This is a genomic window from Halococcus sp. PRR34 (assembly GCF_028617175.1).
In the GTDB taxonomy this organism is placed as follows: Archaea; Halobacteriota; Halobacteria; order Halobacteriales; family Halococcaceae; genus Halococcus; species Halococcus salifodinae.
Genome location: NZ_JAQJDA010000016.1, coordinates 12,563 through 35,213, shown reverse-complemented (window position 1 = coordinate 35,213; position 22,651 = coordinate 12,563). Strand labels below are relative to the sequence as shown.

Annotated in this window: 19 protein-coding genes; 12 read left to right on the top strand and 7 right to left on the bottom strand. The window is 66.1% G+C overall.

Annotated features, from left to right (window positions below; translation table 11 throughout):
- Positions 1 to 61 precede the first annotated feature (61 nt).
- From PHA81_RS16000 to PHA81_RS15985, 4 genes are all read left to right on the top strand, one after another.
- Positions 62 to 493, top strand: coding sequence for an SRPBCC family protein (locus PHA81_RS16000; RefSeq protein WP_005038653.1), 432 nt, complete (start codon positions 62 to 64; stop codon positions 491 to 493).
- Positions 493 to 1,323 carry a carbon-nitrogen family hydrolase gene (locus PHA81_RS15995; RefSeq protein ID WP_005038652.1) on the top strand — a complete coding sequence of 277 codons (831 nt, stop codon included), beginning with the start codon at positions 493 to 495 and terminating at the stop codon, positions 1,321 to 1,323. The genes PHA81_RS16000 and PHA81_RS15995 overlap by 1 nt, the downstream gene beginning before the upstream one ends.
- 416 nt (positions 1,324 to 1,739) lie before the next feature.
- Positions 1,740 to 3,197, top strand: coding sequence for a sodium-dependent transporter (locus tag PHA81_RS15990; protein ID WP_005038650.1), 1,458 nt, complete (start codon positions 1,740 to 1,742; stop codon positions 3,195 to 3,197).
- Between the two features lies 1 nt (position 3,198).
- Complete coding sequence (locus PHA81_RS15985; protein ID WP_005038649.1) at positions 3,199 to 3,528, top strand: hypothetical protein; 330 nt, start codon at positions 3,199 to 3,201, stop codon at positions 3,526 to 3,528.
- Between the two features lie 249 nt (positions 3,529 to 3,777).
- Here PHA81_RS15985 and PHA81_RS15980 read toward each other — a convergent pair whose 3' ends face one another.
- The 5 genes from PHA81_RS15980 to PHA81_RS15960 all read right to left on the bottom strand — a co-directional run bounded on the left by PHA81_RS15980 (position 3,778) and on the right by PHA81_RS15960 (position 9,672).
- On the bottom strand, positions 3,778 to 5,310 hold the full coding sequence (locus tag PHA81_RS15980; RefSeq protein ID WP_005038648.1) for an aldehyde dehydrogenase family protein: 1,533 nt from the start codon (positions 5,308 to 5,310) through the stop codon (positions 3,778 to 3,780).
- An 86-nt stretch (positions 5,311 to 5,396) separates the two neighbouring features.
- Positions 5,397 to 6,968 carry a succinic semialdehyde dehydrogenase gene (locus PHA81_RS15975; protein ID WP_005038647.1) on the bottom strand — a complete coding sequence of 524 codons (1,572 nt, stop codon included), beginning with the start codon at positions 6,966 to 6,968 and terminating at the stop codon, positions 5,397 to 5,399.
- 58 nt (positions 6,969 to 7,026) lie between these two features.
- Positions 7,027 to 7,824 carry an RIO1 family regulatory kinase/ATPase gene (locus PHA81_RS15970; RefSeq protein ID WP_049909760.1) on the bottom strand — a complete coding sequence of 266 codons (798 nt, stop codon included), beginning with the start codon at positions 7,822 to 7,824 and terminating at the stop codon, positions 7,027 to 7,029.
- Positions 7,825 to 7,924: 100 nt separating this feature from the next.
- Positions 7,925 to 9,514 carry a choline dehydrogenase gene (locus PHA81_RS15965; protein ID WP_005038645.1) on the bottom strand — a complete coding sequence of 530 codons (1,590 nt, stop codon included), beginning with the start codon at positions 9,512 to 9,514 and terminating at the stop codon, positions 7,925 to 7,927.
- Positions 9,515 to 9,516: 2 nt separating this feature from the next.
- Positions 9,517 to 9,672: a hypothetical protein gene (locus tag PHA81_RS15960; protein ID WP_161606928.1), complete on the bottom strand. Its 156-nt coding sequence runs from the start codon at positions 9,670 to 9,672 to the stop codon at positions 9,517 to 9,519.
- A 106-nt stretch (positions 9,673 to 9,778) separates the two neighbouring features.
- Between PHA81_RS15960 and PHA81_RS15955 the strand changes: the two genes are divergently transcribed.
- The gene (locus PHA81_RS15955) at positions 9,779 to 10,918 is read left to right on the top strand and encodes an acyl-CoA dehydrogenase family protein (protein ID WP_005038643.1); all 1,140 of its coding nucleotides are present in this window, start codon (positions 9,779 to 9,781) and stop codon (positions 10,916 to 10,918) included.
- A 1-nt stretch (position 10,919) separates the two neighbouring features.
- On the opposite strand, the gene PHA81_RS15950 is transcribed toward PHA81_RS15955, so the two are convergent.
- Entirely contained in the window at positions 10,920 to 12,905 is a 1,986-nt protein-coding gene (locus PHA81_RS15950) for a PQQ-dependent sugar dehydrogenase (RefSeq protein ID WP_005038642.1), read from the bottom strand.
- Between the two features lie 172 nt (positions 12,906 to 13,077).
- Here PHA81_RS15950 and moaA point away from each other — a divergent pair, with 172 nt between their 5' ends.
- Positions 13,078 to 14,037 carry a GTP 3',8-cyclase MoaA gene (gene moaA / locus PHA81_RS15945; RefSeq protein WP_005038641.1) on the top strand — a complete coding sequence of 320 codons (960 nt, stop codon included), beginning with the start codon at positions 13,078 to 13,080 and terminating at the stop codon, positions 14,035 to 14,037.
- A gap of 67 nt (positions 14,038 to 14,104) precedes the next feature.
- On the opposite strand, the gene PHA81_RS15940 is transcribed toward moaA, so the two are convergent.
- The gene (locus PHA81_RS15940; RefSeq protein WP_049909759.1) at positions 14,105 to 14,734 is read right to left on the bottom strand and encodes a molybdenum cofactor guanylyltransferase; all 630 of its coding nucleotides are present in this window, start codon (positions 14,732 to 14,734) and stop codon (positions 14,105 to 14,107) included.
- A 145-nt stretch (positions 14,735 to 14,879) separates the two neighbouring features.
- Here PHA81_RS15940 and PHA81_RS15935 point away from each other — a divergent pair, with 145 nt between their 5' ends.
- From PHA81_RS15935 to PHA81_RS15910, 6 genes are all read left to right on the top strand, one after another.
- Entirely contained in the window at positions 14,880 to 15,047 is a 168-nt protein-coding gene (locus PHA81_RS15935) for a hypothetical protein (protein ID WP_005038638.1), read from the top strand.
- 154 nt (positions 15,048 to 15,201) lie between these two features.
- Complete coding sequence (locus PHA81_RS15930) at positions 15,202 to 16,773, top strand: NADH-ubiquinone oxidoreductase-F iron-sulfur binding region domain-containing protein (protein ID WP_005038636.1); 1,572 nt, start codon at positions 15,202 to 15,204, stop codon at positions 16,771 to 16,773.
- Positions 16,770 to 17,744 carry a 2Fe-2S iron-sulfur cluster-binding protein gene (locus tag PHA81_RS15925; RefSeq protein WP_005038634.1) on the top strand — a complete coding sequence of 325 codons (975 nt, stop codon included), beginning with the start codon at positions 16,770 to 16,772 and terminating at the stop codon, positions 17,742 to 17,744. Before PHA81_RS15930 ends, PHA81_RS15925 begins: the two co-directional genes overlap by 4 nt.
- 2 nt (positions 17,745 to 17,746) lie before the next feature.
- A complete protein-coding gene (fdhF, locus tag PHA81_RS15920) occupies positions 17,747 to 20,149 on the top strand; it encodes a formate dehydrogenase subunit alpha (RefSeq protein ID WP_005038633.1) in 2,403 nt (800 codons plus the stop codon).
- Positions 20,150 to 20,154: 5 nt separating this feature from the next.
- Complete coding sequence (locus tag PHA81_RS15915) at positions 20,155 to 20,424, top strand: hypothetical protein (RefSeq protein ID WP_005038632.1); 270 nt, start codon at positions 20,155 to 20,157, stop codon at positions 20,422 to 20,424.
- 46 nt (positions 20,425 to 20,470) lie between these two features.
- Positions 20,471 to 22,465, top strand: a complete 1,995-nt coding sequence (locus PHA81_RS15910; RefSeq protein ID WP_005038631.1) for a molybdopterin-dependent oxidoreductase — start codon at positions 20,471 to 20,473, stop codon at positions 22,463 to 22,465.
- Positions 22,466 to 22,651: the final 186 nt, after the last annotated feature.

Below are 22,651 nucleotides of genomic sequence, written 5' to 3'. Positions count from 1 at the left end.
CGATCGCGGCCGTGCTTTCTCGGGTCGGCGGACTTTTACCCGACCGAGCCCTCTACTCGATATGACTGTCCGGGTCGAACGCACCTTCGAACTCGAAGCCTCGCCCGAGCGCGTCTGGGAGTTCATCGCCGACCCGGCGAAACGCGCGCGCCCGATCAGCGTCGTCGAGTCGTTCGACGTCCACGACGACACCCACGCGACGTGGCACATCTCACTCCCGATCCCGTTCGTCAGCCAGACGATCGCGGTCGAGACCGAGGACACCGTTCGTGAATCACCCGAACACGTCGAGTTCGTCGGCCGTTCGCGCGTGATGCGCGTCATCGGCGAACACGATCTCGAACCGCTTGATGGCGGCGGCACGCGACTCAGGAATCGCTTCACCGTCGAGGGGAAAGTACCGGGCGTCGAGCGCTTCTTCAAACGCAACCTCGACGGCGAGCTCGACAACCTCGAAACCGCTATCCGGAACGCGGCCGAAATCGAGGCCTGATGGAACTCGCGCTCCTCCAGCTCCGGATCGAGGCCGGCGATGTCGCTGGCAACGTTGAGCGGGCGCTGGGCGCGATCGAGGACGCGGCCGCGGCGGGTGCGGAGCTCGTCTGTCTCCCCGAAATCTTCACTGTCGGGTACTTCACGTTCGACGAGTACGAGCAGCGTGCAGAATCGCTCGCCGGGCCAACACTCGGCTCGGTGGCCGACGCCGCAAACCATCACGACGTGGCCGTGCTCGCGGGGAGCATCGTCGAGGATCTCGCGGCGAGCGCGGCGGACGGATTGGCGACGCCTGCCGAAAGCGGTCTCGCGAACGCGTCGGTGTTATTCGATCGATCGGGCGAACGCCAGGCGACCTACCGAAAGCACCACCTGTTTGGGTACGACTCGGCCGAAGCCGACCTGCTCGTGCCCGGCGAGTCGCTCGGCGTGGCCGACATCGGCGGATTCACGGTCGGGATGACGACGTGCTATGACCTCCGCTTCCCCGAACTGTACCGCGATCTCGCGGAAGCTGGCGCGGACCTGATTCTGGTTCCGAGTGCGTGGCCATACCCCAGAGTCGAACACTGGCAGCTCCTCCCGCGAGCGCGAGCGATCGAGAATCAACTGTTCGTGGCGACCTGCAACGGCTCCGGCGTGTTCGAGAGCGAAGCGTCCGACGCCTCGGAAACGGCGCTCTGTGGACGCTCGACGGTGTACGATCCGTGGGGCGACGTGCTGGCCGAGACCGACGACGCACCGGCCACCGTCACCGCCGACATCGATCCCGGCCGGGTCGAGACGGTCCGCGAGGAGTTTCCGGCGTGGCGCGATCGGCGACGATAGACGGGAAACGAGAGGTTTATCCGGCGCACGAACCTTATCCTAGGTGCCGGTACGTGACGCTTTTCTCGTTGCAGCCGGCAACAACGCGCCCGCCACCACCGCGCCCACCGCACCCCCACCCCCACCCCGTTTCGCTCGATACACTCAAAACCGGTAAGCCCCAGCGACGCCGGTTCGATCAGTGTGCCACGGCGCTATTGAACCCGTAGAGGCGACGGGATTCACTGTTTGACGGCCTGTTCGACGTTGTAGACGCAGTAGTCAACGCGACCTCGCAGAAATGACGAGTCAGTAACGAATCTCCCGTCGTACCAGCTGGAGCATATCAGAGAATCGGACCAGTCCCAGAGTCTTGATCGAACTATCGTGACCGATGCTTTTATCCACCTCAGTTTAGATGGATGATCCGGTATTTCATGGCAAACGAGAACGAAGCGAGGACGGCCCGCGAAGAGTGGGGGACTCGGTTCGGATTTCTGATGGCGATGCTCGGGGGGATGGTGGGCTCGGGTAACATCTGGCGGATGCCGTACACGACCGGTCAGAACGGTGGTGGAGCATTTCTCCTGGCCTATATCATCCTTCTCTTCGTGATCGCGATACCCGGATTGATGGCCGAGACCGCGCTTGGCTCGTACACCAAACAGGGAGTCATCGGAGCGTTCAAGAAAACGTATGGACGCGGCTGGTCGGAGGGGTTCGGCCTCGTCGTCGTCGTCGTCACGATGGCTCTCACCTCGTACTATCTCCCCGTGGTTGGACAGGTCACCTACTACGTGGCACACTCGTTCCTGCTCACGTTCTCTCAGCCTGGCTTCGAGTCCGTGGCTTTCTGGAACGAGTTCACGGCCTCACCGTTGCTCACGATCGGTACCCACACGATCGCGACCGTACTGGTGGGTGGTGTCCTCCTCTTCGGTATCAAGCGTGGGATCGAACGCGTCGTGAAGTGGATGATCCCGCTGCTGGTCGTGACGCTGATCGTGGTCGCTGTGCGTGGGCTGACACTACCGGGCGCGACTGCAGGGCTCGCCTTCGTGCTCACGCCGGACTGGAACTATCTCGTTCGCGGCCAGACGTGGATCGCTGCCCTCGGACAGGCGCTGTTCTCGACCGGCCTGGGATGGGGGATCGCGCTCACCTTTGGGAGCTACCTCCGCCAGAACGACGACATCCCGCTAGGAGCGGGGATATTCACTGCGATCGGCAACACCAGCATCGGACTCCTGTCGATCTTCGCCGTCTTTCCCGTGGTCTTTGCATTTGGGCTCGAGCCAACCGCCGGTGCCGAGCTGACGTTCGTCTCGCTGGTCAGCGTGTTCCCCCAGATGGCGGGCGGCCCGATTTGGGCGATCGTCTTTTTCGTCGGCTTTTTCTTCGCGGCCCTGTCGACGGGTATCGTCATCACCGAGATCGGCGTGTCGACGATCATCGAGGAAACACGGCTGGATCGAACCCAGACCGTTCTCGTCGTCTGTACGATCGTCTGGCTCCTCGGGATTCCGAGCGCCTACTCCTCAGCGTTTCTCGGCACGATGGACTTCATGTTCGGGAACTGGGGGCTGCCGCTGGCAACGCTGCTGATTATCGGTACGGTCGGCTGGAAGATCGGCCCCGAACGCCTCCGCGTTATCGAACTCAATCGCAACGCGGACGTCTACATCGGTTCGTGGTGGAACCCGGTAATCAAATACGTCATCCCGCTCGTGATGGTGTTCATCATGGCCTACTACCTCTTGACGAACATTGCGGGTTCGACGTTGCAGACGGTCGGCGGGGTCGTCCTCATGACGGTCTTGCTTACTGGGGCAGTGCTCGTCATGCGCGTGGTGCGACAGCGGGAGAGCACCAACGTAGCCTCCGGGGGTGACTGAAATGGCGCTCAGTACGGCCGCTTGGGTCGTCATGATCGGTTCGATTTCGGTCCTATGGGTGCCGGCCGTGTGGGCGTTGGTTCGCACGCTTCGGGACGAAGGTCAGAAACTCGAACTCCTCACCGAACAGGGGAAGATCGATACCTACTCGCCGCAAGCACTCGGGGAACTCCACGAGTGGATTCAGGCCCACCCCGATGACACGTACGAACCCGAGGCTCGTCGCCGGTACAACGAGTGCGTCGAGACGCTCCGCGATATCGAGGAGCCGTTCTACGATTGGTCGGACGCAGCAGTTGATGATCTGCAAAAGTTCGATCGATCAGAGTAGGTGATGTCAGTGGACTCCGGCTCTCCCCGTCACGGCACTGCGACGGTGGACGGGTAACGTCCCTTCGCGTTCGATGTCCGACTTCGAGGCCACGGTAACGCGTGGCCGTCTGCCGATGGTGGGTTGCGAACCGTGATATCCTACCGTGGATTCCCACGGCTTTAGCCGTGGAAAATATCAAAATGGCGCACTTTACGGGTTCAACTGAGCCACGTGCCACAAAACCGAGTGTGGTCGTCGCTCCGCCGCTCAGTCCTCGTCGGTCGTGATGTCGGCCGACAGTCCCTGTGCCATCTCGATCCCCTCAGAGTTGTTGAGCGTCCACGCGGTGCGCTCGGTGACGGCCTCGATGACCTCACGCGCGCTGGGGTAGCCGTTGCCCGACTTCTTCACCCCACCGAACGGGAGGTGAACCTCCGCGCCGATGCAGGGGAGGTTGCCGTAGGCGAGCCCGATCTCGGCGTTGTCGCGGAAGTAGTTGATCTCGCGGTAGTCCTCGGAGATGATCGCTCCCGCGAGGCCGTACTCGGTGTCATTGTGAAGCTCGACGGCGTCCTCGATGTCACCGGAGTACTTCAGGAGAGCGACGTGGGGACCGAAGACCTCCTCGTGAGTCACGCGAAGGTCGTCTTCGGGATCGGCCTCGTAGACGAACGGCCCGATCCAGTTGCCGTCCTCGTGACCGTCGGGAATTTCGTCGTCGTCGAGATCCGCGCGGTCGACGAGCACGTTGACGTCCTCGTCGCGTGCGAGGTCGTTGTAGCCGGTGACCTTCTCTCGGTGATCGGGCTCGATCAGCGGCCCCATGAACGTGTCCTCTTCGAGAGGGTCGCCGACAGCGACGTCCTCGGCGACGTCGACGAAGCGCTCCTTGAACTCGTCGTAGCGATCCTCGTGGATCATCAGCCGCTCGGAGGAAACACACCGCTGGCCGGTGGTCTTGAAGCTCGACATGACGGCGGAGTGGACCGCAGTATCCATGTCGGCTTCGCTGGAGACGATGATCCCGTTCTTGCCGCCCATCTCACACGCCGCGAGCTTGCCGGGCTGGCCGCCGACCTCACCGGCGATCTCCTGGCCGACCTCGGCCGAGCCCGTGAACAGCACGGTATCAGTGCGGTCGTCGTCGACGATGGCCTCGCCGGCGTCGCCGTAGCCCTGGACCATGTTGAACACGCCGTCGGGAATCCCGGCGTCCTCGAACATCTCGGCGATGACCTGGCCACACCACGGGGTCTGCTCGGCGGGCTTCCAGACGACGGTGTTGCCTTCGACCAGCGTGACCGCCATGTGCCAGAAGGGGATCGCGACCGGGAAGTTCCACGGCGAGATACAGCCCACGACGCCACGAGGGCTCCGTCGCATGTAGGCGTCCTTGCCGGGGATTTCGGACGGCACGACGTCGCCGTGGGGATGGCGGGCGTTGCCGGCAGCCCACTCGACCATGTGCCACGCCTCGGTCACGTCCGCTTTCCCCTCGGAAATCTCCTTGCCGCACTCCTTCGTGACGACCTCGCCCAGCTCCTCGTGACGATCCTTGAGTTCGTGGTAGATGTCCCAGAGGTACTCCGCACGGTCGATGTACGACAGCGCGCTCCACTCCTCGAAGGCCTCGTCGGCGGCTGCGAGCGCGCGGTCGACATCCGAATCGGTGCCTCGGTGGAACTCGCCGAGCGTCTCGCCCGTCGCCGGGTTGATGCTCTCGAACGTTTCGGTTCCCTCTCCGTCGGTCCATTCGCCGTCGACGTAGTGCTCCGACGGCTCACTGAGTTGCTGACTCATCTCGGCAAGAATTGCGCGGGCCGGGTACAAAAACGTCGCGCTGTTCACACCGGACACGGCCGAGAGGCGATGACGACGCTTCGGCCCTACCGAAGGCCGGGAATCCGCTTCATCGCGCGCAGCGCGGCCGTCATCCCCGTGGTGTACAGCCACTCGGGAACGCCGGGCGGCGCGGCGAGCGGGGCCACGCGCTGTTCGGCCACCGTCTGGGATTCGGTGTACTTCTGGATGCCCTCGCGGCCGTGTCGCCGACCGAGCCCCGATTCCTTCATCCCGCCCATCGGCGCGTCGACTGACCCCCACGCCGCGACGTACGCCTCGTTGATGTTGACCGTTCCACACTCGATCCGTTTCGCGACGGCGTGGCCGCGCTCCGTGTCCTCGGTCCAGACGCTCGCGTTCAGCCCCCGATCGGAGTCGTTCGCCCGCTCGATGGCTTCTTCTGTACCCTCGAACTCGTACAGCGACACCACCGGGCCGAACGTCTCCTCGCTTGCCACCGTCATGTCCGGCGTTACGTCGGCGAGCACTGTCGGTTCGTAGAAATACGGTCCGACGTCCGGGCGCGCCTCGCCGCCGGTGAGCACGGTCGCACCCTTCTCGCGCGCGTCCGCGACGTGTGACTTCACCTTCTCCAGTTGGTCGGCCGACGCCAGCGAGCCAACGTCGGGGCCGTAGTCGAGGCTCGTCCCGAGATCGAGGTCCTCGACGGCCGCGACGAACCGCCGCTCGAACTCGTCGCGGACGCCCGACTGAAGATAGCATCGTTCGAGCGAGATGCAGAGCTGTCCGGCGTTGGTGAAGCAGCCACGGATCGCGCCCTCGGTAGTTTTGGCGAGATCGGCGTCGTCGAACACCAGGAGCGGGTTCTTCCCGCCGAGCTCCATCGAGCACTTCGTGAGGTTCGCGCCGGCCTGCTCGGCGACGGTCTTTCCGGTTTCGGTGCTGCCGGTGAACATCAGGAAATCAGAATTCTCGATCAGCGGCGGGCCGATCGTGGAGCCGTGCCCCGTGACGACCTGGAGGGCGTCCTCGGGAAGGCCGGCCTCACGGAGGAGCGAGACCGCGAGCAGCGCGGTGAACGGCGTCTCCTCGGCCGGTTTCAGTACCACCGAGTTGCCCGCGAGCAGCGCGGGGATCGCGTCCGAGACCGCGAGCGTCAGGGGGTAGTTCCACGGTGCGATGATCCCGACGACCCCCACAGGATGGTGGTGCTCGACGGTCTTCGTCAGCAACGGCAGCGCACCCGTCCGTCGGCGCGACGTGAGGTGATCCTCGCCGTGGTAGGCGTAGTACCGGCTCGTGATGGCGACATCGAGGAGCTCCTCGTAGGCCGCCCGCCGGCTCTTGCCGCTCTCGCGCTGGACGAGATCGAGCAGCTCGTCCTGGCGGTCGAGCACGAGATCGTGATACCGCTTCACTACTGCCGCCCGCTCGCCGAACGACCGATCGGCCCACGATTTTTGGGCGTCAGCGGCGCGCTCGGTCGCCCTCTCCACGTCGGACTCGGTGTGGGCCGGGACCGAGCCGAGCGGCTCGCCGGTGTAGGGTGCTTCGACGGTGATCGCCTCCCGCTCGGTCGTGTCGCTCGGGAGATGTTCGAGCAGTTCGACGAACTCCTCCGTTCCCGTCGGTCGTGCCTGAATCGGTTCGGTCACGCCCTTCGAACGAGTGGAAATCACGTATAGCTGTCGCCGATGGCGACGACACACCGGGCTACGCCGCGCGCTTTTCGATCTCGCCGCGGAGCAACGCGGCGTCGAAGTCGTGATCCGGGCGCATGTTGATGAAATCGACGAACTCGCGAGCGGCGAGCAGGTCGTCGACGCCGTAGTGTTCGGTGGCGGCGTCGACCGCCGCCCGCGCCCCGATCAGCGGTTCGAGTGCCGCGAGCCCGCAGGCGAGATCGTACGATCGAACGTCGGCAGCGGCGTCCCCTCGCACGCTCGTCGCGTCGATGACGTACAGCTCGCCGTCGGCGACGAGGACGTTCTCCGCCCGGAGATCGCCGTGGCCGAGCTCCGCCGCGTGCATCCGCGCGAGCACGCCGAACACGTCGGGCGCGAGCGTGCGGGCCTCGTCGGTCGGGAGCGCGTCGAGCGTGCGGAACGCGGGGAGGTACTCGAACACGAGCACGCCGAACTCCTCGTGGGCGAACGCTTCGAGCGGTTCGGGCGCGTTGACACCGATACCGCGCAGCCGGCGGGTCGCGTCGCGTTCGTGCTCTGCCATCTCAACCGGGTCCGCGAAGCGCTCGAAGAAGCCCTCGGTCCCGCTCGAAAACGCACCGAGGTTCCGGCCCGTGGTGAGCAGCCCGTGGACCAGGGCGTTCTGTGGCGTGATGACCTTCACGAACCACCGCTCGTTCAGGACGCAGGGCGTCGAGAGCCAGTTGTCGGCGTCGAGGCGGTCGATCCGCTCGACCGACGCCCCGTAGCGGGCGGCGACCGCCGCACAGACGGCTTCGAGTCGCTCGGGATCGACCTCACCCCGGATGAATCGACGGAACGCCACGGGTTCCATAGAGGAGCCCCCGTCTTTTGACTTCGGAACTTGGCAACGGCCGAGCAGTCGTACCGGCTCCGACTGCACGACCGTTACCGCCAGCGACGAGCTAACTGCCCGCTGCGATGAGATCGGCGGCCCGTTCGGCGATGGCGATCGTCGGCGCGTTGGTGTTGCCGCCGGTGATCGTCGGCATGACCGAGGCGTCGACGACCCGGAGGCCGTCGAGGCCGCGGACCCGCAGGCGGTCGTCCACGACGGCCATCGGATCGTCGCCCATCCGGCAGGTGCCGACCGGATGGTAGACCGTCTGTGAGGTCTCGCGGATGTGCGCTTCGAGCTCCTCGTCGGTGCGTGCGGCCTCGCCGGGCCAGACCTCCTCACCCCGATGCTCTTCGAAGGCGTCGGCACGGGCGATCTCGCGTGCCCGCCTGAGACCGTCGACGAGCGCTTCCATGTCCGCCGGCTCGGTGAGGTATCGTGGATCGATGGCGGGCGCGTCGAACGGGTCCGCGGAGTCGAGGCTGATCCGCCCACGACTCTCCGGGCGGAGCTGGGTCGCGGCGATCGAGAATCCGCTACCTTTCTCGGGGTTGTCGAATCCGTGGCGCATGAAGTACGCCGGCCCGAAATGGTACTGGAGATCGGGTGCCGACTCGTCCGGGCTCGTCCTGACGAACCCGCCGGCCTCGGCGACGTTCGACGTCAGGGGGCCGCGCTTGAGTAGGGCGTATTTGGGAAGATGACGGAGCTTGGCAGCGTCGTCGATCGTGTCCGCGTTCGTGGCCTCGTAGACCACGGTCGCGAACAGGTGATCCTGGAGGTTGCGCCCAACGCCGGGCAGGTCGTGGCGCACCCCGATGTCGTGTTCGCGGAGATGTTCGGCGTCGCCGATCCCCGAGAGCATGAGCAGTTGGGGTGAGTTGATCGCGCCCGCCGAGAGGACGATCTCGCGCTGGGCGTCGGCCCGAACCCGATCGCCGTCGATCTCGTACTCGACGCCGGTCGCGCGGTCGCCGTCGAACGCGATCCGTGTGACCTGTGCGCCGGTTCGTGCCGTCAGGTTGTGGCGGTCGAGAACCGGCTTCAGGAACCCATCGGCAGCGCTGTGGCGCTCGCCCTTTTTCTGGGTGAGGTGGTAGTGCCCGACACCTTCCTGGTGTTCGCCGTTGAAGTCGTCGTTGCGGGCGTTGCCGACCTCGACCGCAGCGTCCACGAACGTCTCCGAGAGCGATCGAGGCGATCGGGGAGTGGTGACGTTCAGCGGGCCACCCTGGCCGTGGTGCGTCGCGTCGCCTGGCTCGAAGTGTTCGCTTCGCTCGAAGTAAGGGAGCATATCGTCGTAGCTCCATCCCTCATTTCCCAGCGATGCCCAGTAGTCGTAGTCCGCCCGGTGACCCCGGATGTAGATCATCGCGTTGATCGAACTCGACCCCCCGAGGGTCTTGCCCCGCGGCCAGTAGAGTTCGCGGCCGTTCATCGCGGTCTGGGGCTCGGTGTAGAACTCCCAGTCGACCGAACTCTCGAACAGTTCGGGGAAGGCGGCCGGGATGTCGATCTCGCGCTGCTCGTTGGGTTCGCCGGCTTCGAGCAGCAGTACCGACGTTTCCGCGTCCGCACTGAGGCGGTTCGCGAGCACGCAGCCCGCCGACCCCGCGCCGACGACGATGTAGTCGTAGGTGGCGGTTTTGGGCGCCATCGTCAGCGAAGTGGCTGGCTCTCGTTCGCGTATTCGGTGGCCGACGAAACGGCGCTCTCCGACCGTGGATCGGTCGTCGCGGCCCGCTGCTCGTCGAACTCTCGGCCGAACGCATGGGGCCGTCTGTCGAGATAATGGTCAATGATGCCGAACCACATAGCACTCGCTCGTCGGCTGTGAGCATCAACGTTGGGGTCGGATTCGATCGCCCAGGTTCGCAATCGTTGCCGGGAGTTTTTATCCTCGTGCCGCCGTAGGGAGCGCATGGATTTCGAGGTGCCCGACGAACACCGGATGATGTGCGACACGGTGCGGGACTTCTGCGAGGACGAAATCGAGCCGATCGCCCAGGAAATCGAGGACGAGCACCGCTATCCCGCCGAGATCTTCGACCAGCTCGGCGCGCTCGACGTGATGGGCGTCCCGATCAGCGAGGAGTACGGTGGGCTCGGCGGCGATCAGCTGATGTACGCGCTCGTCTGTGAGGAACTCGGCCGGGTCTCGGGCTCGATCGGGCTCTCCTACGCCGCCCACGTCAGCCTCGCCTCGAAACCACTCGAACTGTTCGGCACGCACGAGCAGAAAGAGCGCTGGCTTCGGCCACTCGCCGAGGGCGACCACATCGGTGGCTGGGCGCTGACCGAACCCAGCAGCGGCAGCGACGCGAGCGACATGGACACCCTCGCCGAGAAGGAGGGCGACGAGTACGTGCTGAATGGCACCAAACAGTTCATCACGAACGCCTCGGAAGCCGGGTCGGTGCTCGTCAAAGCCGTCACCGATCCCGACGCGGGCTACGACGGCATCTCCACCTTCATCGTCGATCCCGCGGACGACGGGTTCGAAGTCACCACGATCTGGGACAAGATGGGGCTCAACGCCTCGCCGACCTGCGAGATCCAGCTCGACGACGTTCGCCTGGCCGAGGACCGACTCCTTGGGAACGAGGGCGACGGGTGGAACCAAACCAAAAAAACCCTCGACGGCGGCCGGATCTCGATCGCCGCCCTTTCGGTGGGGCTCGGTCAGGGGGCCTACGAGGCCGCGAAATCCTACGCCACCGAACGTGAGCAGTTCGGCCAGCCCATTTCGGAGTTCGACGCGGTTCGGAACAAGATCGTGGCGATGGATCGGAAGATCGAGCGCGCGCGCCTCCTGACTCACAAGGCCGCGACGAAGTACGACGCCGGACAGGACGTCAACCGCGAGAGCGCGCTCGCGAAACTCGACGCGAGCGAGGCCGCCCGCGAGATCGCCGAGGACGCAGTCCAGGTTCTTGGCGGCTACGGCTACACCACCGACTTCGCGCCCCAGCGCTTCTACCGCGACGCCAAGCTGATGGAGATCGGCGAGGGCACCAGCGAGATCCAGCACCTCGTCATCGGGCGCGAACTCGGGTTGTAGGTCATCCGTCGCCCCCGTCTCCATCGCCGGCGAGCGACCGGGCGATCGCGGCGGCTGCGACGCTGCCGACCGCACCCAGCGCTGCGACTGCGCCGAACCCCGGCCCACGAGCGTCGCTCGCAGTGTCGCTCCCGTTTTCCGCTCCCGAGCCGTTCGTCGCCGTTCCGTTCTCCGTCCCCGCCGATTCCGCTGCGGGCGTGTCTCCCGCCGTCGATTCCGTCGCGGAGGTCTCCGGGACCAGCTTCTGCACCCGTCCGGTCGTGGTCGCAGGATCGACGCCCAGCACGTCGGTCGTGAGCGCGTACAGCTCGCCCGCCGCGTCCTGGCCGATCCCGAGGAGGTAGGCGTCGAGCGAGCCATCGGGGCCGCCGGCGACCCGGAGCTCTTCGAGCGACCACTGCCCGTCCTCGGCGGATGGCGTCGCGGCGAACAGCGATCCGCGGGGCTCGCCGTTCAGGCTGTAATCGCCGAAGACGTACGCCCCGTCGAGGTCCGGGATCGTGTCGGTGTCGTAGACGTGGCCACCGATGACCGCGAGCCCCACGCTGTTGCCCTCGTAGACGTGGGGGTACTCTACGATCGGATCGACGAGCGGTTCGCCGCCACGGACGTCGGGTGGCGTCCGTTCGGGACACGCCGTTGGCGGGTCCGTGGGGCTGCCGGTGCTGTAACAGTGACTCCCCTCGCGAACGTTCCAGCCGTAGTTTCCACCCTTCTCGACGACGTTCACCTCCTCGTAGTTGCTCGCGCCGACGTCGGCGACGAACAGTTCTCCACTACTGAAGCTCATCCGCCACGGGTTCCGGAACCCCCATGCGTAGTGCTCGTCGCGGCCCGGTCTGCCCACCAGTGGGTTGTCGTCGGGGATGCCGTAGGGTTCGGATCCACCCCGATCGTCGACGTCGATTCTGAGGATCGACCCGAGGAGGTTCTCGGTCACGTTCTGGCCGTTGCCGCCGTTGTTCGCGTACCAGTCCTCGGCGTGGCCGGCTTCGAGTTTGCTGCCGCCGCCGTCGCCCATTCCCATGTAGAGATACCCGTTCGGACCGAACGCGACCGAGCCGGCGTTGTGGGTGTAATGCGGCGACGGGATGTCGAGGAGTACTCGTTCGGCGTCGGGGCGACCTCGCCGGCCGTTCTCACCCGCCGTGAACTCCGAGAGCCGTTCGATGTGGGTGTAGCCCTCGGGAGTGTTCGGCGCAGGTGGGGCGCTGTATCGGACGTAATACCGACGATTTTCCCGGAAATCGGGATGGAAGGCGAGTCCGAGCAGCCCGCGTTCCTCGATCGAGTCGGTCCGCGCGGATGAGAAGTCGATGAGTCGATCGGTGATGTCGAGGAACGGTTCCTTGGCGAGTCCGTTGGAACCGTGAACGTGGATTTTCCCTATCTGGTCGACGACGAACCGGCGATCGCGGTCGTCGGGAGCGACTTCGAACCCGAGTGGTGCGCTCAGGGGCCCGTCGGCGACCGTCTCGGTCCGCACGGTCGGACCGGGCGGCATGAAGCGGTCGCTTCCGTCCGTGTCGTCGCCGGCGCTGCCGTCGCCAGCACCGCCGTCGTTCGCGGACTCCTCGCCCGCGATCCGGATGTCGCCGCGCATCGAGCCCGGATGGGCCTCGCAGACGTACTCCGCCATCGTCTCGGTGGCGACGAAGTCGAACGTCTGGGTCGCGCCGCGCTCGGTCACGAACGAGGTGCGCTCGATCGCACCGCCGTCGGCGCCGAGCAGCGCGACGTTGTGGGGCGTGCCGTCGACGTTCTCCCACACGATCCGGTAGACCCGACCCGGTTCGAGAGCGAGTGTGGGGTTCGTCTCGCCCTGGATCGTCGCCGGGTCGCGCCCCCGCCAGCCAGGAATCTCGCCGCCGAGGCGGATCGTTCCCGCTGCTTGAGAGGACTGTGCACCGACGCGTTCGCCCACGCCGGTCAGACCGAGCGCGGCTACTCCGGTGAGGAACCCACGGCGGGACGTGTTGGGGACCACTACCGAACCAGTATCCCTCCTGGGATTTGACTTTTGCGTGCGATCGACATGCGATCGATACCCACGAACACGAGATCGGAGTGTATGTGTATCGACACGTCGATCTCGGGTCGATCGTGCCAACTGTGGCACGTTCGCACAGGCTTAACCGTTTGCGACGAATAAGACGACTATGCTCGTCGACGGATTCGGTCGGGAGGTTTCGGGGGTGCGTGTCTCCCTGACCGATCGCTGTAACTTCGACTGTGTCTACTGCCACAACGAAGGACTCGGCGACACGCGCGGCCCGATGGAGCCCGCCGAAAACGAGATGAACACGGATGACGTCGTTCGATTCCTCGAAGTCGCCCGTGAGTTCGATGTCGGGAAGGTCAAGTTCACCGGCGGCGAGCCGATGCTCCGCGACGACTTGGAGGAGATCGTCCGCCGGACGCCCGACGACATGGAGACCTCACTGACGACCAACGGGACCTTCCTTCCGGGGCGCGCGGTGGGATTGCGTGAGGCGGGCCTCGACCGCGTGAACGTCTCTCAGGACGCGATCGACAGGGAAGCGTTCGCCGAGATCACCGAATCCGGTGCGTACGAGCGCGTGCTGGAAGGCGTCGAGGCCGCGCTCGACGCCGGTCTCGACCCCGTGAAGCTCAACATGGTGGTGTTCGAGGGCACAGTAGAATTCATCCCGGAGATGGTGGAACACGTCGCCACGAACGCGGGACTCCAGCTCCAGCTCATCGAGTACATGCCCGAGATCGCGGGCCACCCCGAGTGGGCGATCGACATCGAACGGGTTCACGACTGGCTCGCGGAGCGTGCCGATCGGATCGAACACCGCGAGATGCACGATCGGCGGCGCTACTGGGTCGATGGTGGGATGGTCGAGATCGTCGACCCCGTCGGCAACGAAACCTTCTGTGCGAACTGCCACCGGGTCCGGGTCACTCACGAGGGGTATCTCAAGGGCTGTCTCAACCGGAACGACGACCTCCGGTCGATGGGCGAGATGACCAGGGACGAAATCCGCGACGCGTTCCGCGAGGTCGTCCACAACCGGGTGCCGTACTACGGCGAGTACATGGTCCGGGACGGTGACGGCGGCTGGGAAGTCAACGACGAGTACGTCGGCGCGTAGCGACGATCGTCGACGGGAGTGATTCCTGTGATCGCCGCGATCCCAGTAGTCGAGCGACAGCGACGGGCTACTCGGCCTGATCGCTGAACCGATCAGCGATCGCCGTGATCCCCGCGCGCGTGTTGACGTTCGTGAGCGTCGCCGCGTCGGCGTGTTCGCGCAGCTCCTGCTCTTCGATCACGACGCGATCGAGATCGGCCACCGCCGCAGTAACTCGGTGTTCGTCCCGCGAGAGCGCCGCCGCACACGCGTCGGCCATCGCGTCGACGCGGTACACTGCCTGAAGCGGCTGGAGACGGTCGTCGGATCGAGGAACCGCCGCGTCGTGGCCGGCGGCCCGATCGAACAGATGCGAGACGAATCTCGGATCGACGAGCGGCATGTCGGCAGCGACGACGGCCGCATACTCGACCGTGGGCTGTTCGGCCCGGACGAAATCGAGCCCGGTTCGGATGCCGGCTGCCGGTCCACGATCGGGATCGGCGTCGGTGGCGTATCGTGCGTCCAACCCCGCAAGCGCCGTCGAAATGGCCTCGATCTGGTCGGCTCGGCAGTTGACGACGAGTGTATCGACGACACCCACGAGACGGTCGGCGACCCGGCGGATCATCGAGACGCCCGCGAGGTCGGCGGTGACCTTGTCCCGATCGCCGAACCGCATCGAGCGTCCGCCTGCGACGATGACGCCAGCACGCATCGGTGACCGTTCGTCGTGCGCACGCATGAACGTGTTCCACGGCATCGTCCCGCGACATCGCGCGGTCGGTCGACCACCGAACGTCGTTCTACTTCCACTCCGCTTCGATAGGATATAAGTGCGGATCGAAACGAGTAGAGTACGTATGGCGGACTTCATCGTGAAATCAGCGGTCAAGGACCGACTCGACGACCAGAACGTTGCGGCCGACTTCTACGACGCCCTCGACGAGGACGTCGCGGAGCTCCTCGACGACGCTGCCCGGCGCGCCGCGGACAACGACCGAAAGACCGTCCAGACGCGCGACCTGTAACGCTGCGAGACGACGATCGCTGGTTTCGGTCGGCGTGAGGCTGCATCGAGAATGACTGCGGAGCGATCCGCTCGAACGGCGAATCCGGTGGTCGTATCGGCCCGCGACGTGGGGGAGCGCCACACACAAATACTCCCGCCGATTGTGTTCGGTGATGGCAACGCCCAAGGGTGCGATCGGCAACGAACCAGTCGTCCGGATCGCGGTCGGCGGCGAGCACGACGGCACCGACCGCCTGAATGCGGCCCGTGACACGGCCGAGACGGTCGATGTCGTTGCGGTGGGGCCGACCGGCGTGGAGGCGCTCGCGCCGCTCGTCCTCGCGACTCGTGACGGCGCGACGGCGTTTCTGCCCCGGTGTACCGTTGAAGACGCGCGCACGGCCGTCGAGGCACTCGAAGACGGATCGCTTCCGGATGGGGGACCGACCGTGGAGCACGACCCGACCACGTCGACACTGCCGCTCCCTCCCGAGGAAACGATGGTTTCGACGGCGCTCACGGCCGGCGTGCGTCGCGCACTCGGGGGCTGTGGCTGGCAGGCACCGGCGAGCGTCGCGGACTACCGCACCTCGTGCGACGGCGCGCTCCTCGCCGAGGACGGGATCGACGATCCCGACGCGGTCCACGAACGGGTCGCGGACGCCGCGCTCCGCGGGCGAGGCCGGGGCGACGGCAGCACCGACGACCCGATATCGGGGGCGTGGACGACCGCGAGCGAAACCGACGGCGAGCCGGTCGTGGTCGTGAACGCGAACGAGGCCGACGATCACGCGCGCGCCGATCGACTCCTGCTCGAAAGCGCGCCGCTCGCGGTCCTCGACGCGGCGCTCGCGACGGCCCACGCCGTCGACGCGACCGACGTGCTCGTCTACACCAACGACACCGAGTCGCTCGCGAGGGAGCGGGCACAGGAGGCGGCGGACGCGCTCGCCGCCGAGTGTGATTCCCCCGTCCCGATCCAAGTCGTCGCCGGACCGGACGAGTACACTGCAGGCGAGATGACGATGGCGCTCGAAGCGATGGAGGGAAACGACCGACTCGAAGCCAGACGCAGACCGCCCGGTCCCGCTGAGTACGGACTGTACGGCCGACCGACGGTGATCCACACACCCCGCACCTTTGCCCAGGTCGGGCAGGCGCTCGCTGGCGAGGGCCTCGGTGGTGTCCCCGGTGATCCGGGGACTCGACTGTTCACCGTGGCTGGCGACGTCGACGCACCCGCGACGATCGAACTGCCGACCGACGCGACGCTCGCCGACGTCCGCGGTGCGGTCGCGCTCGACGGCGGACTGAAGACCGCGTGTGTCGGCGGGCGGTTCGGCGGGCTGACTCGCGATCTCGACGTGCCGGCGAGCGCGTCCGGACTCCGGGGCGCGCGCCTCGGTACCAATGGTGTTATCGAGCTGTTCGACGAATCGACCTGCACGGTGGCGCTCGCCGGCCGGCGCGCGAAACTCGCGCGCGAGGAGAACTGTGGCCGGTGTGTTCCCTGTCGCGAAGGGTCGAAACAGCTCGTCGACCTCCTGCGCGACGTGTACGACGGCGAGTACCAGGATGGGATGCTCCGCGAACTCGCCCGCACCATGCGCGAGACCAGCACCTGCGAGTTCGGCCAGGAGGCCTCGCGCCCCGTCACGACTGCGATGGAGTCCTTCGAGCCCGAGTTCCGCGCCCACGCCGACGGGCGCTGTCCCAGCGGTTCCTGCGATGGAGTTTCATCATGAGCACCGACCAATCCACCCCACGCGTTCCGGACGTCGAGAACCCGCAGCCGACCATGCCGCTGACCGAAGACATCAGACCGGGGACCGCGAACGATCCCCCCGTCGAGATCGTCGAGCGCGATCGGACGGCCGACGCCGACCGGGCGGCGACGCTCACGGTCGACGGCGAGTCGGTCACGGTGTCGGCGGAGTCGACCCTGCTCGACGCCACCGAGGCAATCGACACCGACGACTACGTCCCTGCGTTGTGCTCGTACGACGACCACGACGAGATCGGTCCGCGGAGCGAGTGTCGGACGTGTATGGTCGAAACCGAGGAGCACGGCGTCGTGCCGTCGTGTAGCTTCCCCGCCGAAGACGGGATGACCGTCCGCACCGACACGACCGAGGCGAGCGAGGCTCGCGACGTCAACCTCGATCTGCTCCTCTCGAATCACAACCTCCGGTGTACCACCTGTGGAAAGAACGGCCGATGCGAACTTCAGGACGTCTCGATCGAGAACGACGTGGCCGAACCTCGGTACGGGGTGTTCGACGAGCGCGACGCCTACGAACCGCTCGACGATTCGTCGCCGTTCATCCAGATCGACCGCAACAAGTGCATCCTCTGTAACCGATGCGTCGAGGCGTGCAACGACGTCCAGGTCGAGGGCGTGCTCCGGATCGAAGGCTCGGGCGAGGACACCCGGATCGGGTTCCAGAACGACGCGGAGACGATGATGGACTCGACGTGTGTCTCGTGTGGCCACTGTGCGACGGTGTGTCCGACGGGCGCGCTCGTCGAGCAGGGGTTGACCGACGCGGCGACCATCCCGGCCCCGGGATTCACCCAGAAGAACTCGATCGGCAAGACCGTCGAAGCCGAGAACGACCGGTTCCAGCCCGGTCAGGCGACGCCGATGAAGGGCGATCAGGGAGACGAGTCGGCCGCCGAACCGACCGCCGAATCGCCGGCGACGGAGGACGACTGATCATGTCCGGGAAACCCACACCCGAGTCCGATCCGGAAGGCGATCCCGACACCGAAAAGGAGGGCGTCGCGGGCTTCATGGCCCGTGCGCGTGAGCAGGCCCAGGAGGGGATGGCGAACGCAACCGAGAGCGACGCGTTCGCGTCGGTCGAGCACGCCGTCGAGGGCGTCGCCGCGAACACGATGTCGGAAGGCCGACTGTTCGACGTCGCGGACGCCCTCAGCGACTACCGACTCAACGAGGTCGACGTCACCGACACTACCTGCGGGTACTGCGCGGTGGGGTGTCGGTTCGACGTCTACTCGAAGGACGGTGAGGTGCTCGGGACGCGGCCGAACCCGGAGAAGGCCCCGATCAACGGTATCTCGACCTGTGTGAAAGGGAAGTTCAGCTACGGCTACGTCGACAGCGACGACCGGCTGACCCAGCCGCTCGTGAAGGAGGACGGTGAGTTCCGCGAGGCGTCGTGGGACGAGGCGCTCTCGCGAGTGAAGGAGGGGCTCGACGGGATTCAGCAGGAGTATGGTTCGGACGCGATCAGTCTGGTGGCCTCCTCGAAGGCGACCAACGAGGACAACTACGTGATGCAGCGGTTCGCCCGCGAGGTCTTGGGAACGAACAACATCGACAACTGCAACCGGCTGTGTCACGCCGCGACCGTCGAGGGGCTCTCGGACACGTTCGGGTTCGGGGCGGCCTCGACAGGGTTGACAGCGCTCGAAGACACCGACTGCTACGTGCTCGTCGGCTCGAACACCACCGAGGCCCACCCGGTGTTCGGGACGCGGATCAAACAGAACGTCCGGGACGGCGCGGATTTGCTCGTCTTCGACCCACGGAAGACTCAGATCGCCGAATACGCCGATCAGTTCACCCGCGTCGAACCCGGCTACGACACGACGTGGATCAACGGGATGATCCGGTACATCCTCGCCGAAGACCTCCACGACGAGGAGTTCATCGCGGAGCACGTCGACGGGTTGGAGAAGATCAGAGAGAGTGTCGAGGAGTTCACGCCCGAGTTCGTCGAGGAGAAGGCAGGCATCCCGCCCGAGGAGCTGAAGAGTGCGGCCGAGACGATCGCCACCGCCGATTCGTGCATGTTCGGCTGGACGCTCGGACTGGTCGAGCACTCCCACGGGACGGACAACATCTACGCGATCGCGAACCTCGCGCTGATCACGGGTCACATGGGTGGGCCGAAAAGCGGCGTCAGCCCGTTCCGCGGCCAGAACAACGTCCAGGGCGGTGGCGGTGACATGGGGCCGCTCCCGAACAACTTCCCGGGCTATCAGCCGGTGACTGACGAGGAGAACCGTGAGAAGTTCGCCGAGCAGTGGGGAATGGAGATGGACGAAATGCCCGCCGAGGAGGGGTATCGCCTGACCGAGATGTTTCTGGCTGCCGACGATGACGATCTCAAAGGGATGTTCATCCAGGGCGAGAATCCCCAGATCTCCGAGCCGAACATCGGCCACGCGACGGAGGTCCTCGAAGATCTCGACTTTCTCGCGGTCCAGGACATCTTCCTCACCGAAACTGCCGAATACGCCGACGTGGTGCTCCCGGCGACCTCGACCGTCGAATCGAACGGGACGTACACGAGTTCGTCCCGCCACGTGCAGCTCGTCAAGCGCGCGATCGAGCCGAAGGGGAACGCGAAGCCGGACTGGGAGATCACCCAGGCGCTCGCGGCACGCTTCGGCTACGACTGGGGGTTCGACTCGCCGTCGGACATCATGGACGAGATCGCGGATCTGACACCGATCTACGGCGGGATCAGTCACGAACGCCTCGAAACGGAGGGTGGGATTCCGTGGCCGTGTCAGAGCGAGGACGACGATGGCACGCCCTACCTCTACGCCGACGGCTTCCATGCGGTCGAGGACAGCGAGAAGGCCCAGATGCACGTCGCCGACGCGATCGAACCCGGCGAGACGCCCGACGAGGAGTTCCCGCTGGTGATGACCTCTGGACGAGTTCTCTACCAGTACCACACCGGCACGATGACGCTCCGGGAGGAGGGGCTCGACGCGTACTCCGCCGAAAGCTTCGTCGAGATCCATCCGCAGACTGCGGCGGAGTACGGCGTCGCCGATGGCGAGACCGTCACGCTGACCTCGCGCCACGGAGCGACCGCGGTGCGCGCCGAGACGACCGATCGCCCGAGTCCGGGCGAGGTGTTCGTCCCGATGCACTACCTCGAAGGGGGGGCAAACAACCTGACCAAGGAGGAACCGCTCGACGGGCCGAGCCGCGCGCCCGAGTACAAGGTCACTGACGTTCAGGTGACGCTGGAGGGTGGATCGACGGAGGGAGAGCGGCCACCCGCCGAGAGCGACGAACGGCCGCCCGCCGAAACGGACTCCGGAAGTGACGAACGACCGGCAGCGTCGGACGACTGATACCCATGAGTCTCACACGCCGAATCAAGCGGCTGGCGGGTATCACGAGCGACGAAACCGGCGTCGAAAGCTCGCGTGAACGAACGCTCCGGGAGTGTACCGTCTGCGGTAAGCGCTTCGACAGCGAGGCAACGACCTGCCCGGACTGTGGGAGCCGGATCAGCCGGACGAAGACGTTCGTCCCGCATGCACTCTTCAATATGGTCGTGGTGCTCGCTGCGACCGGCCTCCACGTCGTTCGGAACGTCCTCGCGGGCGACATCCCGAAGGAGTGATCGTGCGCCGAGCCCGGATCCAACCGGTGACGCCGGTCGTCCATCCATGAGCCAGGAGCGTCTCGACGAACGAACCGAAACCACCTGCCCGCGGTGTGCGGTCGGGTGTCGGCTGCGGTACGACGAGGCAACCGGCCGCGCGACCGGGGTCGAGGGCGCGCGCGTCAATCGTGAAGGGCGGCTCTGTCCGAAGGGGATCGCGGCGTTCGAGGGTCTCGACGAGGATCGACTGACCACTCCCCTCGTGCGGCGCGACGGCGATCTCGAATCCGTTTCGTGGGAAGAAGCGCTCGATCGTGTCGCAAGCGGGATCGAGCGGGTCCGCGAGCGACACGGGCCGGACGCACTCGCTTTCTTTGGTGCGCCGCGATGCACGAACGAGGAGAACTACCTCCTCCAGAAGATCGCGCGCTCGCTCGGCACCAACAACGCCGACAACCGCGCGCGGAGCTGTCACGACGCGACCGCGGAGGCGATGGAAGCACGACTCGGCTCGGGTGGGACCACCAACAGCCTCGACGACCTCGCCGAGGCCGATGTCTTCCTCGTCGCCGGCGCGAACCCAGCCGAGCGCCAGCCGATCGCGTTCGATCGGTGTGTCCGGCCGGCGGTCAACGACGGTGCGGCCCTGCTCCATCTCGATCCCCGGGCGAACCGGACGACACGACTCGCGACACAGCACCTCGCACCGCATCCGGGGCGCGACGCACTCGCGGTGGCGCTGCTCGTCCGAGCGATCCTCGATGCGGGGCTCGAAGATCGGGCGTTCGTCGCGGAGCGCACGACGGGGTTCGACGCGTTCGCCCGCTCGATGGAGCGCTTCGACGTCGCGGCGGACGCCGAGCGAGCGGGACTCGACCCTGCGGCGGTGCGCGAGGCGGCCGAGACGTTCGGCGAGGCCGACCGCGCCGCCGTCGTCACCGGAACGGGAATCGAGGACGACGAGGGCACGACCCCGAACGCGCTGCTCGATCTCCTCCTCGTCACCGGGAACCTCGGCAAGCGCGGGGTGGGGATGAACCCCTTTCGCGGCCTCGTGAACGAACAGGGTGCGAGCGATATGGGTGCGCGACCGGACTGCCTGCCGGGCGAAGCGCCCGTCTCGGACGCCGACGCCCGCGCGCGCGTCGCCGCCGAGTGGGGCGTCGAGCCACCTGCCGAGTCTGGACGATCCGAGCCCGATCTCGTCAGGGAGTTCGGATCGGGAGTTCGGGGCGCGTTCGTGCTCGGGGAGAACCCCGCGGTGAACCGACTCGACGACGCGACCTCGGAGCGGCTGTTCGCCGACCTCGATTTCCTCGCCGTTCAGGATGTCGCGCCGAACGAAACCACCGCGTTCGCCGACGTGGTGCTCCCGGCGAGCGCGTGGGCGGAAAAGGAGGGCACCGTGACCAACCTCGACCGGCAGGTCCAGGCGCTCCGCCCCGCCGCGTCGCCGCCGGGACGAGCGCGGCGCGACTTCGACGTTCTCGCCGATCTCGGCGCTCGGCTCACCGACATCGATTTCGAGTACGACGGGCCGCCAGCGGTGTTCGACGAGATGACACGAGTGAACCCGCTCTACGCGGGGATGGAGTACGAGGGCGTCCTCGATGGCGGCGAGCGGTGGCCGTTTTCCGAGGGCGAAAGTGAGGGCCAAGACATTCTCCATCGGAAGCGATTCCGGACCGGACGGCAGCGCGCACCGCTCGAACCGATCGACGTGGCGGCAAGCGGGACGGCTGGGGACGATCGCGATTCGGGCGACGGGGACGGGCTCGTGTTGCTGACCGAAAGTCGGGTCGACGAAGACGCCGGCAGTCCGAGTGCTCGCCGGGAAGCGGCGACGGTGCAGATCAACCCCGCCGACGCCGCCACGCGTGACATCGTGGATGGCGCTCAAGTCGCCGTCGAGAGTGATCGTGGGACGGTTACACTCCGGGCTCGTTGCACCGACGCTGTCCGCGAGGGTACCGTGTTCGCCCACGCGAGCGTCGCGGACCCGCTCGTCGGCGAGGGACGCACTCCGGTCGAAGTAACGCAATCACGGCTCCGGGAGTAGCAGCACTCGAACGAACCGCTTTCTGCTGGGAAGCCGCTGTTGACTTCGGCGACAGCCAGCTGAGCAACTGCTCCCGGTGGGATTGAAAAAGGCGTCACTCCCGGCGTTGCCGGGACTTTCGAGACGTTCGTGGTATCGATAGCCGTCGCCGCTGTCGAGACCACTGCGATGCCGACGCCAATGAGA

What these genes read in the sequence shown, in the direction of transcription:
- PHA81_RS16000 (WP_005038653.1), top strand. Translation starts at nt 62, where the DNA reads ATGACTGTCCGGGTCGAACGCACCTTCGAACTCGAAGCCTCGCCCGAG.
- PHA81_RS15995 (WP_005038652.1), top strand. Translation starts at nt 493, where the DNA reads ATGGAACTCGCGCTCCTCCAGCTCCGGATCGAGGCCGGCGATGTCGCT.
- PHA81_RS15990 (WP_005038650.1), top strand. Translation starts at nt 1,740, where the DNA reads ATGGCAAACGAGAACGAAGCGAGGACGGCCCGCGAAGAGTGGGGGACT.
- PHA81_RS15985 (WP_005038649.1), top strand. Translation starts at nt 3,199, where the DNA reads ATGGCGCTCAGTACGGCCGCTTGGGTCGTCATGATCGGTTCGATTTCG.
- PHA81_RS15980 (WP_005038648.1), bottom strand. Translation starts at nt 5,310, where the DNA reads ATGAGTCAGCAACTCAGTGAGCCGTCGGAGCACTACGTCGACGGCGAA.
- PHA81_RS15965 (WP_005038645.1), bottom strand. Translation starts at nt 9,514, where the DNA reads ATGGCGCCCAAAACCGCCACCTACGACTACATCGTCGTCGGCGCGGGG.
- PHA81_RS15960 (WP_161606928.1), bottom strand. Translation starts at nt 9,672, where the DNA reads ATGTGGTTCGGCATCATTGACCATTATCTCGACAGACGGCCCCATGCG.
- PHA81_RS15955 (WP_005038643.1), top strand. Translation starts at nt 9,779, where the DNA reads ATGGATTTCGAGGTGCCCGACGAACACCGGATGATGTGCGACACGGTG.
- moaA (WP_005038641.1), top strand. Translation starts at nt 13,078, where the DNA reads ATGCTCGTCGACGGATTCGGTCGGGAGGTTTCGGGGGTGCGTGTCTCC.
- PHA81_RS15940 (WP_049909759.1), bottom strand. Translation starts at nt 14,734, where the DNA reads ATGCGTGCTGGCGTCATCGTCGCAGGCGGACGCTCGATGCGGTTCGGC.
- PHA81_RS15935 (WP_005038638.1), top strand. Translation starts at nt 14,880, where the DNA reads ATGGCGGACTTCATCGTGAAATCAGCGGTCAAGGACCGACTCGACGAC.
- PHA81_RS15930 (WP_005038636.1), top strand. Translation starts at nt 15,202, where the DNA reads ATGGCAACGCCCAAGGGTGCGATCGGCAACGAACCAGTCGTCCGGATC.
- PHA81_RS15925 (WP_005038634.1), top strand. Translation starts at nt 16,770, where the DNA reads ATGAGCACCGACCAATCCACCCCACGCGTTCCGGACGTCGAGAACCCG.
- fdhF (WP_005038633.1), top strand. Translation starts at nt 17,747, where the DNA reads ATGTCCGGGAAACCCACACCCGAGTCCGATCCGGAAGGCGATCCCGAC.
- PHA81_RS15915 (WP_005038632.1), top strand. Translation starts at nt 20,155, where the DNA reads ATGAGTCTCACACGCCGAATCAAGCGGCTGGCGGGTATCACGAGCGAC.
- PHA81_RS15910 (WP_005038631.1), top strand. Translation starts at nt 20,471, where the DNA reads ATGAGCCAGGAGCGTCTCGACGAACGAACCGAAACCACCTGCCCGCGG.